This is a genomic window from Burkholderia sp. BCC0322, assembly GCF_902833045.1.
In the GTDB taxonomy this organism is placed as follows: Bacteria; Pseudomonadota; Gammaproteobacteria; order Burkholderiales; family Burkholderiaceae; genus Burkholderia.
On the sequence record NZ_CADFDU010000001.1, the window covers coordinates 19,347 to 32,861 of the forward strand.

The 13,515-nt window shown below is 68.1% G+C and carries 13 protein-coding genes; 4 read left to right on the top strand and 9 right to left on the bottom strand.

Translation table 11 applies throughout. From position 1 onward, the window contains the following. Nucleotides 1–48: 48 nt before the first annotated feature. The 3 genes from HWX39_RS00090 to garD form a co-directional block, all read right to left on the bottom strand. On the bottom strand, nucleotides 49–504 hold the full coding sequence (locus tag HWX39_RS00090; protein WP_069252540.1) for an RbsD/FucU family protein: 456 nt from the start codon (nucleotides 502–504) through the stop codon (nucleotides 49–51). Between the two features lie 78 nt (nucleotides 505–582). Then, nucleotides 583–975: a nuclear transport factor 2 family protein gene (locus HWX39_RS00095; protein WP_175965008.1), complete on the bottom strand. Its 393-nt coding sequence runs from the start codon at nucleotides 973–975 to the stop codon at nucleotides 583–585. Between the two features lie 237 nt (nucleotides 976–1,212). After that, complete coding sequence (gene garD, locus HWX39_RS00100) at nucleotides 1,213–2,766, bottom strand: galactarate dehydratase (RefSeq protein ID WP_175965009.1); 1,554 nt, start codon at nucleotides 2,764–2,766, stop codon at nucleotides 1,213–1,215. A 229-nt stretch (nucleotides 2,767–2,995) separates the two neighbouring features. Between garD and kdgD the strand changes: the two genes are divergently transcribed. Continuing rightward, on the top strand, nucleotides 2,996–3,910 hold the full coding sequence (gene kdgD, locus HWX39_RS00105) for a 5-dehydro-4-deoxyglucarate dehydratase (protein WP_175965010.1): 915 nt from the start codon (nucleotides 2,996–2,998) through the stop codon (nucleotides 3,908–3,910). 181 nt (nucleotides 3,911–4,091) lie between these two features. On the opposite strand, the gene HWX39_RS00110 is transcribed toward kdgD, so the two are convergent. Both HWX39_RS00110 and HWX39_RS00115 read right to left on the bottom strand, forming a co-directional pair. After that, a complete protein-coding gene (locus HWX39_RS00110; protein WP_175965011.1) occupies nucleotides 4,092–4,643 on the bottom strand; it encodes a hypothetical protein in 552 nt (183 codons plus the stop codon). A gap of 236 nt (nucleotides 4,644–4,879) precedes the next feature. Further along, entirely contained in the window at nucleotides 4,880–6,457 is a 1,578-nt protein-coding gene (locus HWX39_RS00115; protein WP_175965012.1) for an aldehyde dehydrogenase (NADP(+)), read from the bottom strand. A 246-nt stretch (nucleotides 6,458–6,703) separates the two neighbouring features. Between HWX39_RS00115 and HWX39_RS00120 the strand changes: the two genes are divergently transcribed. Continuing rightward, entirely contained in the window at nucleotides 6,704–8,083 is a 1,380-nt protein-coding gene (locus HWX39_RS00120; protein WP_175965013.1) for an MFS transporter, read from the top strand. Nucleotides 8,084–8,161: 78 nt separating this feature from the next. On the opposite strand, the gene HWX39_RS00125 is transcribed toward HWX39_RS00120, so the two are convergent. Together HWX39_RS00125 and HWX39_RS00130 are read right to left on the bottom strand one after the other, a co-directional pair. Continuing rightward, nucleotides 8,162–8,887 carry a site-2 protease family protein gene (locus HWX39_RS00125; RefSeq protein ID WP_175965014.1) on the bottom strand — a complete coding sequence of 242 codons (726 nt, stop codon included), beginning with the start codon at nucleotides 8,885–8,887 and terminating at the stop codon, nucleotides 8,162–8,164. After that, nucleotides 8,884–9,837 carry a DUF2167 domain-containing protein gene (locus HWX39_RS00130; RefSeq protein WP_175965015.1) on the bottom strand — a complete coding sequence of 318 codons (954 nt, stop codon included), beginning with the start codon at nucleotides 9,835–9,837 and terminating at the stop codon, nucleotides 8,884–8,886. Before HWX39_RS00130 ends, HWX39_RS00125 begins: the two co-directional genes overlap by 4 nt. A gap of 196 nt (nucleotides 9,838–10,033) precedes the next feature. On the opposite strand from HWX39_RS00130, the gene HWX39_RS00135 reads away from it, so the two are divergent. Further along, a complete protein-coding gene (locus HWX39_RS00135) occupies nucleotides 10,034–10,882 on the top strand; it encodes a helix-turn-helix transcriptional regulator (RefSeq protein WP_175965016.1) in 849 nt (282 codons plus the stop codon). A gap of 6 nt (nucleotides 10,883–10,888) precedes the next feature. Here HWX39_RS00135 and HWX39_RS00140 read toward each other — a convergent pair whose 3' ends face one another. Continuing rightward, entirely contained in the window at nucleotides 10,889–11,515 is a 627-nt protein-coding gene (locus HWX39_RS00140; protein ID WP_175965017.1) for a LysE family translocator, read from the bottom strand. A 167-nt stretch (nucleotides 11,516–11,682) separates the two neighbouring features. Between HWX39_RS00140 and HWX39_RS00145 the strand changes: the two genes are divergently transcribed. Further along, nucleotides 11,683–12,147 carry an Lrp/AsnC family transcriptional regulator gene (locus HWX39_RS00145; protein WP_175965018.1) on the top strand — a complete coding sequence of 155 codons (465 nt, stop codon included), beginning with the start codon at nucleotides 11,683–11,685 and terminating at the stop codon, nucleotides 12,145–12,147. On the opposite strand, the gene HWX39_RS00150 is transcribed toward HWX39_RS00145, so the two are convergent. Continuing rightward, nucleotides 12,144–13,514 (bottom strand): dihydroorotase, encoded by a 1,371-nt coding sequence (locus HWX39_RS00150; protein ID WP_175965019.1) that lies wholly within the window; start codon nucleotides 13,512–13,514, stop codon nucleotides 12,144–12,146. The genes HWX39_RS00145 and HWX39_RS00150 overlap by 4 nt on opposite strands. Nucleotide 13,515: the final 1 nt, after the last annotated feature.

Genomic DNA, 13,515 nt, shown 5'->3' on the forward strand with positions numbered 1-13,515 from the left:
TTACACTGCCGCGGCGGCACCGGCAGCCCGGCGCGCTGAAAAACGCGTTTAGCCCGCGTCGCTCAACAACACGCCCTTCTTGAAGATGAAGCAGCCGTAGCCGCGCAGCTCGCCGGTGACGATCACCGCGTAGGCCTGCTGCGCGCGCTCGTAGAACGCGAACCGGTCGACGCCCGTCAGCGGCACCGCGCGCCCTTCCGCGCGGTCGATCTCGGCCTGCACCTCGCGCTGCACGGGCGGCACGGCCGCCGCATCGCCGACGACTTCCATCCGCCACGCGGGCGTGTCGACGAACGTGTCGAGCGGCAGCACGGACAGCACCGCGCGCACGACGCGCGCCGAATCGGCGCCGTCGATCCGCAACGCGCGGCCGACCACCGTGTGCTCCGCGACGGATTCCGCCGGGAAATTCGCGTCGCAGATCGCGATTTCGTCGCCGTGGCCCATCGCGCGCAGCGTGTGCAGGATGTCGGCGTGCAGCAGTGGATCGAGATTCTTCAGCATGTCGGCTAGTCTCCGGGATCAGGAACGAATGCCTAACGTTACCCGATCCCGGCGGCCGCCGCGCACGCATCGCTCACGTTACGACGTCGCGGCCGGCATTTCGTCGATGAAGCCCGTGACTGACGCGAGGCGGCCCGACGCGTCGACGGTGCCGAAGTCCGAGCCCTTCACGATCGCCGCGCCGTCGGGCGACACGAGCGCCCACGAGAACCGCAGGTGCTGGCCGAACCCGTCGACGTCGGTCGTGCGGCGGAAGCGGAACGCGGGGAAGCGCGCCTGTACGGCCGCGATCATCGCGTCGATGCCGGCGTGGCCGTCACCGGACATCAGCGGATCGCGATAGGCTGCATCGCTCGTGTAGGTCGCATCGATCAGCGCGCGGCGGCGCGCGACGTCGGGTTCGTTCCAGGCGTCGATGTAGCGGTCGATCAGGTCGGCGTGAACGGACGAAGCGGATTGGGCGGTGTTCATGGCGAAGCTCCTTGTGTCGATGAGGGGACGATGCCGCGAACGTGGCGTGTTCCGTGTTCGCGTGCAGTCATCGTCGCCGGCCTCGCGCGGGCGGTCGATTACGTACGAGGTAAGGAATTCGACACCTGAGGCGCGGCGCGTTGCGCTCGATCACCGTTGCTCGCCGTTGCCGCCGCATCGAAATGAAAACGGGCGCCCGAGGGCGCCCGCTTCGTCCGGCGGCAACGGCCGCGCGCGTCAGGTCACCGGCGCCGGATTGAACAGCGTCAGCGCATTCGCGAGCTTCCATTGCTCGGCCCACGTGCGGCGCTTGCCGCTCGCGACATCGAGCATCAGCCGGAACAGTTCCCAGCCGGTATCCTCGATCGTGGCCGCGCCGGTCGCGATCTGCCCCGCATCGAGGTCCATCAGGTCGTGCCAGCGGCGCGCCAGGTCGCTGCGCGTCGCGACCTTGATCACCGGCACCTGCGCGAGGCCGTACGGCGTGCCGCGACCGGTCGTGAAAATGTGCAGGTTCATCCCGGCCGCGAGCTGCAGCGTGCCGCAGATGAAGTCGCTCGCGGGCGTCGCCGCGTACAGCAGCCCCTTCTGCTTCGCGCGATCGCCGGGACGCACGACGCCGGCGATCGGCGCGCTGCCCGACTTCACGATCGAGCCCATCGCCTTCTCGACGATGTTCGACAGGCCGCCCTTCTTGTTGCCGGGCGTCGTGTTCGCGCTGCGGTCGACGCGACCGCGCTGCAGGTAGCGGTCGTACCAGTCCATCTCGCGGATGATCTCGCGCGCAACGTCCTCGTTCGCCGCGCGCGACGTGAGCTGCGCGACGCCATCGCGCACTTCCGTCACCTCGGAGAACATGATCGTCGCGCCCGCGCGCACCAGCAGGTCGGCCGCGAAGCCGACGGCCGGGTTCGCGGTGAGCCCCGAGAACGCATCGCTGCCGCCGCACTGGACGCCGACGACGAGATCCGACGCAGGGCACGTCTCGCGGCGGCGGCGGTCGAGCCGCTCGAGATGCGATTCGGCCATCTTCATGATCGAATCGATCATCGAGTTGAAGCCGACGTGCGCGGCGTCCTGCAGGCACACCACGCCGCCGTTGCCCGCCGCGCCGTCGGCCGCGACCGGAATCGTGCCGGGCGGCAGCAGCCGCTCGGGCTGCAGCTTCTCGCAGCCGAGGCTCACGGTCATCACCTCGCCGCCGAAATTCGGATTCAGGCTGATGTTGCGCAGCGTGCGGATCGGGATGTCGGCATCGGGCGCGTCGATCGCCACGCCGCAGCCGTACGTGTGCTCGAGCCCGACCACGTCGTCGACGTTCGGGTAGCGCGGCAGCAGCTCGGCCTTGATCCGCTTCACCGCGTGCTCGACCACGCCCGACACGCACTGCACGGTCGTGGTGATCGCGAGGATGTTGCGCGTGCCGACCGAGCCGTCGGCATTGCGGAAGCCCTCGAACGTATAGCCTTCGAGCGGCGGCAGCGGCGGTGCGGCGCGTGTCGCGAGCGGCAGGTCGTCGAGGCCCGGCGGCTCGGGCATGCGCATCGTGCGTTCATTGACCCAGCTGCCGCGTCGCAGCTCGACCAGCGCGTAGCCGATCACTACGTTGTAGCGGACGATCGGGTCGCCGGCCGCGAGGTCGACCAGCGCAACCTTGTGCCCCTGCGGCACGCCTTCGCGCAGCGTCAGCCCGTCGGCGAAGGTCGCGCCCTCGGGCAAGCCGCCGTCGTTGACGACGATCGCGACGTTGTCGTCCGGATGTACGCGGATATAGAGCGGGGAAGCAGTCATCGGAATTCCTGGAGGCTATCGTCCATATTGTTAGTCATCATACGACATTCGACTCTGATCGGCGACGCTGCGTAAACCCTTATCCGGAAAGACCCTACTATTTATCTGCCAGCAAACCGCTTGCGTCACGTCTTCTCACGTTGTACGATGACATACAACGACATCGCCAATGTGGCCCGTATGCCGTTCCCGACGAACCCAGCACTCGCGCTAGACGGACGACCCAACCATGACCTCACCGCAAGAACTCAAACAGATCATCTCCCACGGCCTGCTGTCGTTTCCGCTGACGGATTTCGACGTCGACGGCAGCTTCCGCCCGTCCACCTATGCCGAGCGGCTGGAATGGCTCGCGCCTTACGGTGCGAGCGCACTGTTCGCGGCCGGCGGCACCGGTGAATTCTTCTCGCTCACGCAGCGCGAGTATTCGGACGTGATCCGCGTCGCGACGGAAACCTGCAAGGGCAAGGTGCCGATCCTCGCCGGCGCGGGCGGCGCGACGCGCGTCGCGATCGAATATGCGCAGGAGGCCGAGCGCCTCGGCGCAAGCGGCGTGCTGCTGATGCCGCATTACCTGACCGAAGCCAGCCAGGAAGGGATCGCCGACCACGTCGAGCAAGTGTGCCGCGCGCTGAAGATCGGCGTCGTGGTGTACAACCGCGCGAATTCGAAGCTGAACGCCGACATGCTCGAGCGGCTCGCCGACCGTTGCCCGAACCTGATCGGCTTCAAGGACGGCGTGGGCGAAATCGAAAGCATGGTGACGATCCGCCGCCGCCTCGGCGACCGCTTCGCGTACCTCGGCGGCCTGCCGACGGCCGAAGTCTATGCCGCCGCGTACAAGGCGCTCGGCGTGCCGGTGTATTCGTCGGCCGTGTTCAACTTCATCCCGAAGACGGCGATGGCATTCTACGAAGCGATCGCGAAGGACGACCACGCAACGGTCGGCCGCCTGATCGACGAGTTCTTCCTGCCGTACCTGAAGATCCGCAATCGCCGCGCGGGCTATGCGGTCAGCATCGTGAAGGCGGGCGCGAAGCTCGTCGGCCACGACGCGGGCCCGGTGCGTGCGCCGCTCGTCGATCTCACCGACGAAGAAGTCGCGGAGCTCGACGTGCTGATCAAGAAGATGGGCCCGCAGTAAGCGAGCGTGGCCGGCGCGGCGCCTTCATCGGCGCCGCGGCCGGCTGCTTGTGCGGCGCGCGCCGGGTTGACCCTGTCGCACCGCTTGTATCGGCAACTGCGTACGCATCCACCCCGAAGCGTGCCGCCTCCGTCGGGGCGCTCCGCCCGACGCCGCCCGCTTCGCGGGCCGGCCCTCTCCGTCACATCTGCGCGATGATCCCGACGATCCGGTAGCGCACGTTCCCCAGCTTGACCCGCGTCGCCTCGATCTGGTCCTGCGCGCCCGTACGCGCACGCGCCTTCGATTCGCCGTCGAGAATCTGCCCGAGCACGTCGCGGTCGACGACCGCATCGAAGAACCGGCCGACCGTGATCGTCGCCGACTGCTTCGCGGTCGCGAGCTGGCTGTTCGCCTGCGTCAGCGCTTCGGCGCGCAGGCCCTGGTCGCGTTCATCGATGCTGCGCCGGTATTGGAGCGCGAACACCAGCGCTTCCATATCTTGCCGGAAACGTCGGACGGCCTGCCCGAACACGAGCGAATGCGCGTCGGCGCCCGTGACGAGCCGCCCCTGGTTGATCGTCACGTCGAATTCACTGCCGCCCAGGTCGCGCTGGAATTCCAGCAGCGCATTCGCGAGCACGCGCCCTTCGCTGTACTGGCCGATCTGGGTGCGCACGGATTTCGCGACGTCGCCGATCGCTTTCCACAATCCGGCCGCGAACAGGTGATCGCCACGCTTGTTGATGTTCATCGGAGGGTTCCCTCGTTGTCTTTTGTCAGTCTCTCAGGCTCGCCCGCGGACCGCGCGGTCCGGAGCTTCGCTACTGTAGGAGATATTCCGGCGACGCGGAAGACGGCGAGATCGGCGGCACGAACGCTCGTCATGCAAAAAAGGCGGAAGCGGCCCACCGGCCACTTCCGCCTTTCTGTTTCTCCACCCCGACGCACCGGCCGCCGGGGAATCGCGTCGTCAGTCGATCCGCGCCATCACTCCGCCTTCCCGTCCCGCAGCCGCGGAATCGCGAGCGGATTGCGCTCCTGCAACCCTTCCGGCAGCAGATCGTCCGGGAAATCCTGGTAGCACACGGGCCGCAGGAACCGCTCGATCGCCGTCGCGCCCACCGACGTAACGGCCGGGTTCGACGTGGCCGGGAACGGCCCGCCGTGCACCATCGCGTCGCATACCTCGACACCCGTCGGGTAGCCGTTGACCAGCAGGCGGCCCGCCTTGCGTTCGAGGATCGGCAACAGCCGGCGCGCGAGCGGCTTATCGTCGGCGTCCATCTGCAGCGTGGCCGTCAGCTGGCCTTCGAGCGCTTCGAGCACGCGCGCGACTTCGTCGAGATCGCGGCAACGCACGATCAGCGACGACGGACCGAACACCTCGTGGCCGAACGCCGGCTCTGCCAGGAACGCCGGTGCGCCGACTTCGTACAGCGCGCCGCCGGCCTGGCAGTCGGTCTGCGCCGCCTCGCCCGCGCCGATCTCGCGCACGCCCGGCAGTTCGGCCAGCTTGCCGCGGCCGTTGCGATACGCATCGGCGATGCCGCGCGTGAGCATCACGCCGGCCGGCTTCTTCGCGAGCGCCTGCGCGGCGACCGTTTCGAAGCGGTCGAGATCGGGGCCGTCGATCGCGAGCACGAGGCCCGGGTTGGTACAGAACTGGCCAACGCCGAGCGTCAGCGAATCGACGAAGCCCGTCGCGATCGCGTCGCCGCGCGCGGCGAGCGCAGCCGGGAACAGCACGACGGGGTTGATGCTGCTCATTTCCGCGTAGACGGGAATCGGCTGCGGGCGCGCGTTCGCAAGCTGCACGAGCGCCATGCCGCCCTGCCGCGACCCCGTGAAACCGACCGCCTGGACCGCCGGATGGCTGACGAGCGCCGCGCCGGTCACGCGGCCGGGGCCGACCAGCAGCGAGAACACGCCCGCCGGCATCCCGGTTTTCGCGACGGCTGCGCTGATCGCGCGGCCGACCAGCTCGGACGTGCCGAGGTGCGCCTCGTGCGCCTTCACGATCACCGGGCAGCCGGCCGCGAGCGCCGACGCCGTATCGCCGCCGGCCACCGAGAACGCGAGCGGAAAATTGCTCGCACCGAACACGGCGACGGGGCCGAGCCCGACTTTCTGCAGCCGCAGGTCCGAACGCGGCAGCGGCGTGCGCGCCGGCTGCGCGGGATCGATCGACGCGGCGAGGAAACGCCCGTCGCGCACGACGCGCGCGAACAGCCGGAGCTGGCCGACGGTGCGGCCGCGCTCGCCCTGCAGCCGTGCGACGGGCAGGCCTGTTTCAGCGTGCGCGCGCTCGATCAGCGCATCGCCGAGCGCGACGATTTCATCGGCGATCGCTTCGAGAAACGCCGCGCGGGCCGCGAGCGGCTGCGCGCGGTACGTGTCGAATGCATCGCGCGCGAGTTCGCATGCGCGCTCGACGTCGGCCTGCGTCGCGACGCCGAACGTCGGCGCGTCGATCGGCGCGCCCTTCGTCGGGTCGAATGCGTGCAAGGTACCGGCCGAGCCGGCCACCGCGTCGGCGCCGATCAGCATCTCTCCAGTCAGTTGCATGGGGTGTGCTCCGTGGTTCGGGAATAGATGGGTCATTGTAGCTCAACAGATATGATGTCCGCCCACTAAACATCGATATTCACATCACCTGCCGACCCCAGGCCAGAACACGCGAAGCCCTTATTTCACGGGCAATCCCCGTTATTTTTACTATTTCACGTCACCATCCAGAGGGAAAACCCGAGGTTCCTGCGTCTGGCTGTTGCCAATAAACTGCCATCATGTCATACGACGACGTACATTAAGGTGCCTAAACAGACTCCCTCCCGCGCGCTTGCGCTCGACCTCGCGCGCACCGCACGCCGGACCGCCGTGCGCTACTGGATCCTGGCGATGCTGTTCGTCGTCACGACGCTCAACTATGCGGACCGCGCGACGCTGTCGATCACCGGCACGCCGATCCGCAAGGCGTTCGGCATCGATCCGGTGACGATGGGCTACATCTTCTCGGCGTTCAGCTGGGCGTACGTGCTCGCGCAACTGCCGAGCGGCTGGCTGCTCGACCGCTTCGGCGCGCGGCGCGTGTATGCGGGCAGCATCTTCCTGTGGTCGGCGTTCACGCTGCTGCAGAGCACGATCGGCCTCGGCGGCAGCGCCGCGTTCGCGGTCGCCGCGCTGTTCGCGATGCGCTTCGCGGTGGGCATCGCCGAAGCCCCCGCATTTCCCGCGAACGCGAAGGTCGTCGCGAGCTGGTTCCCGACCGCCGAGCGCGGCACGGCGTCGGCGATCTTCAACGCCGCGCAGTACTTCGCGGCCGTGGTGTTCTCGCCGCTGATGGCGTGGCTCACGCATGCGTACGGCTGGCACCACGTGTATCTGTGGCTCGGCCTCGCGGGCATCGCGCTCGCGTGCCTGTGGCTGCGGGTCGTGAAGGATCCTGCCGACCACCCGGGCGTGAACCGCGCGGAACTCGAGCACATCGAGCAAGGCGGCGGCCTGGTGCGCACCGCCGCGCGCAGCAGCAGCGGTGCGCGCGCCGAAGGCAGCCGCGTCGCCGGCTGGTACTACGTGCGCCAGCTGCTGTCGAACCGGATGCTGATCGGCGTGTACCTCGGCCAGTACTGCGTGAACGTGCTGACGTACTTCTTCCTCACGTGGTTTCCGATCTACCTCGTGCAGGCGCGCGGGATGTCGTTGCTGAAGGCCGGCTTCATGACGTCACTGCCCGCGATCTGCGGATTCCTCGGCGGCGTGCTCGGCGGGATGTTGTCGGACGGGCTGATCCGCCGCGGCGTGTCGCTCACGCTCGCGCGCAAGATCCCGATCGTCGGCGGGATGGCGCTGTCGATGGTCATTATCGGCTGCAACTACGTCGACAGCGAAGTGCTGGTGATCGTACTGATGGCCGTGTCGTTCTTCGGCAAGGGGATCGGCTCGCTCGGCTGGGCCGTCGTCGCGGATACCGCGCCGAAGGAAGCGATCGGCCTGTCGGGCAGCCTGTTCAACATGTTCGGCAACACGGCCGGCATCGTCGCGCCGATCGCGATCGGCTATCTCGTCGGCGCGAGCGGCTCGTTCAATGGCGCGCTGGTGTTCGTCGGGCTGAACGCGCTCGTCACCGTGTTCAGCTATCTCGTGATCGTGAAGGACATCAGGCGCGTCGAACTGCGACATCGCGACGCGTGACGTTCGGCTTCGATACAAAACGGCGGCGGCCGCGTGAAAACGGCCGCCGTTGTTGCATTTGACCTCAGGTATCCGCTGTCAGATCGACGAATGCGCGACGCGCAGCATGTCGTGCACGCCGGATGTCATCAGCGCGAGGAACGCGAGCAGGCCGACGTAGCAGAGCGCATAGGTCGCCTTCGTCTCGACCGACGTCGCGTAGTACACGCGGTTCTCCGGCGCGTCGGGATCGTAGCGCCACGCACGCTTCAGCTGCGGCAGCGCGAGAATCGCCATCACGATCAGCAACGGGCTCGGACGATAGACGAACAGCGCGATCAGCACCGGCACGCCCGCGAACCAGATGCGCGGCGACAGCACCGCGGTGATCCGCCCGCCGTCGAACGGCGACAGCGGAATCATGTTGAACAGGTTCAGGAAGAAGCCCGTGTACGACAGCGCGAGCAGCAGGTTGCTGTCGTAGTGGCGCGCGCCCGCGTAGCAGGCCAGCGCACCGAGCGTGCCGACGAACGGCCCGGCGAGCCCGACGTACGCCTCGGTTTCCGCGTCGTGCGGCATCTCCTTCAACTGGATCCACGCGCCGACAAACGGGATGAAGGTCGGCAACCCGACGTCGAGCCCGCGCCGCTGCGCGGCGATGAAGTGGCCCGCCTCGTGCACCAGCAGCAGCGCAACGAAACCGGCCGCGAACCGCCAGCCGTAGAACAGCGCGTAGACCGCGATCGACGCCAGCATGGTGCCCGCCGACACGAGCACCTTGCCGAGCTTGAGGCCGCCGAAGATCAGCAGCAACAGCTTCGTCATTCCTTGCGCTCCGTGCCGGAGGCATCGGATGCGTCGGCGACGACCGGCACCGCGGACGGCTTCGGCTTGCGCCCGAAGAAGCGCTTCACCGCCGCGCCGCCGGCCAGCAGCGCGACCGCGCCGATCTTGAAGAACTTCACCGCGAACGCGCCGATCAGCGCGAGCAGGCCGAGCTTCTTCGCGCCGACGCCGACGATCAGCGCCGCGAGGCCGTACTCGGCAACGTGGTCGGTCGACTTGTTGAAATCGGCGTAGCGCTTGCCGTCGTTGAAACTGATGTTCGACAGCAGTTCGTCGGCCGACGCCTTGTATTTCGGCAGATCGGCGAGCGTCGACGCCATCGTCAACGACAGGTAGCCGTCACGGCCGAGCACCAGCGTCCGGTAGTTCACGCCGTCGTTCTCGGCGTTCGGGGCCGCGCCTTTGTCGCGGATGATCGCGGACCACACGAGCCGGTGCGTGGCCGCATCGTAGGCGGGCGCCTTCGCCCAGCCGACCACCTCGGTTTCCGGCAGGCCGCGCTCCTTGCGCCCCGGGTTGTCTTCCTCGGTGCCGGCCTGCAGGCTCTTCAGCAACTCGTCGGGTTTCCAGTCCTTCGCATCGTCGTCGCGGATATAGCCGCTCGGCTCGAACGACACGACCGAGAGCCAGTCGGCGTCGGGATCGTCAGGCAGTACGAGGCCGACCAGCTTGGATTCGTCGATCGAGTTGCCCATCGAGCGCAGGTAGCGGCCGGCTTCGGCGGCCGGCACGAACGATTCGCCGGCTTTCAGCTTCAGCACGGCTTCGTGTTTCACATCGATGTCGGTCGGGCCCTTCACGACCGCGTCGTTGGCGGCCGCGGCGGCGGCCCGCATTTCCACCTGCGCGGCTTCGGTCTGCGCGTGGCTGGTGGTCGCGGCGAATGCAAGCGTCGCCACGCAGGCGAGCCGGACGGCGAGTTTTTTCATTATTGGATTCCCCTGGAATGCCTTGTCGTCAATATGCACGGCGTCGGCCCAGGCGTTTTCAATCGCGGGTCCGGCGTCGTCTCTCAGTTGGCACGGGGGCTATGGTAACGCAGCGCGGCGACACGCCCGGGGAACGGCGCGCTGCTTACGTGCCAGGTAATGCCCAAGGTGCGCGGGATTGCCTATCATCTGCTGCATGAACCCGACCGCCGCCCTCCATTCGCCCTCCCCGTCCGCCGGCCGCACGCCCGGCGTCGGCCCGCTGCTGCGCACGTGGCGGCAGCGCCGGCGCCTGAGCCAGATGGCGCTCGCGCTCGACGCGGAAGTCTCCGCGCGCCACCTGAGCTTCGTCGAATCGGGCCGCGCGCAGCCGAGCCGCGAGATGGTGCTGCATCTCGCGGAGCGTCTCGACGTACCGCTGCGCGAACGCAATGCGCTGCTCGTCGCGGCCGGCTTCGCGCCGCTGTTTCGCGAACGGCCGTTTTCGGATCCGCAACTGGATGCCGCGCGCCATGCGGTCGAAGCCGTGCTGCGCGGCCACGAGCCCTACCCGGCGCTTGCCGTCGACCGCCACTGGACGCTGCTCGCCGCGAACCGGATGCTCGGCGCGCTGGTCGCGCAGGCCGACCCGGCGCTGCTGCAGCCGCCCGTCAACGTGCTGCGCCTGAGCCTGCATCCGGACGGGCTCGCGTCGCAGATCGTCAACTGGCACGAATGGCGCGCGCACATCCTGCATCGCCTGCAGCGGCAAATCGATGCGAGCGGCGACCGCACGCTGCACACGCTGCGCGACGAACTCGCCTCATATCCGGCGCCCGCCGGCCAGCCCGACGACACGCATGCGCGCACCGACTTCGCGGATATCGCCGTGCCGCTGCGGCTGCGCACGGCGGCCGGCGAGCTGACGTTCTTCAGCACGACGACCGTGTTCGGCACGCCGGTCGACGTGACGCTGTCGGAACTCGCGATCGAGGCATTCTTTCCGGCGAATCCGGAGACGGTGGACGCGATGCGCGCGCTGGCGGACGCGTTGCCGGCGCAATGACGGCCATCAGCGGCGCTCGAACGCCAGCTTGACGCCGAGCGCCAGCAAAACCACACCGCTGACGCGGTGCATGCGGGTCAGGATGCGCGGGTTACGGCGGATCGATGCCGACAGCAGGCCGGCGAACAGCGCGACCGGCCCCTTGACGAGAAACGTCAGGCCGGCGAACGTCGCGCCCAGCACGAACAGCGACCGCATCGGATGCGCGGCGCCCGCGGGGACGAACTGCGGCAGGAACGCCAGGTAGAAGAGCGCGACCTTCGGATTCGACATGTTGGACAGCGCGCCTTGCGCGAACGTGCGCCACCGCGATTCCGGCGCGCCGCGGCTGCTCGAGAGCGTGAGCTCGCCCGACGCACGCAGCAGCGTGATGCCGAGATACAGCAGGTACAGCGCGCCGACCACCTTCAGCGCGGTGAACAACCATTCGGATGCCTGAAGAAGCGCGCCCAGCCCGAGCGTCGCGAGCATCGTGTGCACGAGCAGCCCGACGCTGACGCCCGCCGCCGTCACGAGGCCGGCGCGCGTGCCGCCGGACAGCGTGCGCGACATCACGAGCACCATGTCCTGGCCCGGCGTGACGATGATCAGAAGGGACGTGGCGATGAACGGCAGCCAGGATACGTGCAGCATGGGAGATCTCCTGAAGGGGATGGCCGGAACGGGAATCGCGCGCATCGCACAGGCCGGCCGGTCGTCAGATTATCGGCGCGTTGCGGTGGAGATTGGATGCGTATTTGGCTATTCTAAATGCCGAATTTAGCGCTATTCTCTAGCATCCGCATAGATGGTAGTGAAAAATGCCAACCAGACTGGACGCAATCGACCGGCGCATTCTGCGCGCGCTGCAACAGAATTCGAACCAGACGAACGCCGAACTCGCGCAACAGGCCGGACTCTCGGCCACGCCTTGCCTGCGCCGCGTTCACCTGCTCGAAGAGCAGGGCGTGATCGACGCCTATGTCGCGCTGCTGAACCCCGCCGCCGTCGACCTGAGGTTCACGGCGTTCGTGCGTGTCACGCTGGAGCGCCAAGACAAGAAGACGGTCGAGCGCTTCGCACGCGAAATGGAGCAGGCGCCCGAAGTCCTCGAATGCCACCTGATGGCCGGCAGCTACGATTACCTGCTGCGCGTGATCGCGCGGGATCTCGACGACTATCAGCGCTTCCAGATGGAAACGCTCACGCAGATCGAAGGCGTACGCAACGTCGAAACCGAGATTCCGCTGAAGCGGATCAAGCAGACGGTGCGCCTGCCGATCTAGGCATCCAGAAACGTGACAGCCTGCCCCGCCGGCTCCCCGCTCAGCGCGCCGTCGCGCACGGCGACCTGCCCGCGCACGACCGTATGCACGGGCCAGCCCGTGACCGCGCATCCGTCGTAAGGCGTCCAGCCGCTCACGCTGGCGATCCATTCGTCGCGGATGACGCGGCGCGCGTGCAAATCGACGATGCTGAAATCGGCGTCGTAGCCCACCGCAATCCGCCCTTTCCCCTCGATGCCGAAGATGCGCGCCGGCCCGGCACTGGTCAGGTCGACCAGCCGTTCGAGGCTCAGGCGGCCCGCATGCACGTGATCGAGCATCAGCGGCAGCAGCGTCTGCACGCCGGTCATGCCGCTCGGCGACTGCGGGTAGGGCCGGCGCTTTTCGTCGCGCGTATGCGGCGCGTGATCGCTGCCGATCACGTCGACCACGCCGTCGCGGACGGCCTGCCACAGGGCATCCTGATGATGCCGCTCGCGCACCGGCGGATTCATCTGCGCGAACGTGCCGAGCCGCTCGTAGCAATCAGGCGCGTGCAGGCTCAGGTGATGCGGCGTGACCTCGACCGTCACGCGATGCCGGTGCCGCGCGAGGAACGCCATTTCCTCTGCGGTGGACACGTGCAGCACGTGCAGCCGTCGGCCCGTCTCGGCAGCCAGCGCGACGATGCGCCGCGTCGCGGCCAGCGCGCTTTGCACGTCGCGCCAGTGCGGATGGTCGCGCACGTCGCCGCTCGCCTCCGCGAGCGCCCTGCGTTCGCGCAGCCGCGCCTCGTCCTCCGCATGCACGGCCATGCGCCGCCGCCCGTTGCGCAGGATCCGGCGCAACACGGTTTCATCGTCGGCCAGCAGATCGCCGAACGAACTGCCCATGAAGACCTTCACGCCCGCGCAGCCCGGCAGCCGCTCAAGCACCGGCAGCCGCTCGGCGTTCGCGGCCGAGCCGCCGATGTAGAACGCGTAATCGCACCACGCACGGCCGCGCGCGAGATCCAGCTTCGCCTGCAGATCCTGCTCGCCCAGCGTCAGCGGATGCGTGTTGGGCATCTCGAAGATCGTCGTGACGCCGCCGAGCACCGCGCCGCGCGTGCCGGCCTCGATGGTTTCCTTGTGCGTGAGGCCCGGCTCGCGGAAATGCACCTGGCTGTCGACGACGCCCGGCAGCACATGCAGCCCGCCGGCGTCGAGCCGCACGCCGGCGCTCCAGGTGCCGTGCAACGCGCCCAGCGCGACGACGCGGCCATCCGCGCACGCGACGTCGATCCGCTCGGCGCCGTTGGGCGTCATCACCGTGCCGCCGTGCACGAGCAGGTCGGCGTGGCGACGCTTCGGCCCGTCGGTCCCTTCAGGTCGAATGCGTTCCCCCATG

Coding starts and splice junctions, on each gene's coding strand:
- HWX39_RS00090 (WP_069252540.1), bottom strand. CDS start 504: ATGCTGAAGAATCTCGATCCACTGCTGCACGCCGACATCCTGCACACG.
- HWX39_RS00095 (WP_175965008.1), bottom strand. CDS start 975: ATGAACACCGCCCAATCCGCTTCGTCCGTTCACGCCGACCTGATCGAC.
- garD (WP_175965009.1), bottom strand. CDS start 2,766: ATGACTGCTTCCCCGCTCTATATCCGCGTACATCCGGACGACAACGTC.
- kdgD (WP_175965010.1), top strand. CDS start 2,996: ATGACCTCACCGCAAGAACTCAAACAGATCATCTCCCACGGCCTGCTG.
- HWX39_RS00110 (WP_175965011.1), bottom strand. CDS start 4,643: ATGAACATCAACAAGCGTGGCGATCACCTGTTCGCGGCCGGATTGTGG.
- HWX39_RS00115 (WP_175965012.1), bottom strand. CDS start 6,457: ATGCAACTGACTGGAGAGATGCTGATCGGCGCCGACGCGGTGGCCGGC.
- HWX39_RS00125 (WP_175965014.1), bottom strand. CDS start 8,887: ATGACGAAGCTGTTGCTGCTGATCTTCGGCGGCCTCAAGCTCGGCAAG.
- HWX39_RS00130 (WP_175965015.1), bottom strand. CDS start 9,837: ATGAAAAAACTCGCCGTCCGGCTCGCCTGCGTGGCGACGCTTGCATTC.
- HWX39_RS00135 (WP_175965016.1), top strand. CDS start 10,034: ATGAACCCGACCGCCGCCCTCCATTCGCCCTCCCCGTCCGCCGGCCGC.
- HWX39_RS00140 (WP_175965017.1), bottom strand. CDS start 11,515: ATGCTGCACGTATCCTGGCTGCCGTTCATCGCCACGTCCCTTCTGATC.
- HWX39_RS00145 (WP_175965018.1), top strand. CDS start 11,683: ATGCCAACCAGACTGGACGCAATCGACCGGCGCATTCTGCGCGCGCTG.
- HWX39_RS00150 (WP_175965019.1), bottom strand. CDS start 13,514: ATGGGGGAACGCATTCGACCTGAAGGGACCGACGGGCCGAAGCGTCGC.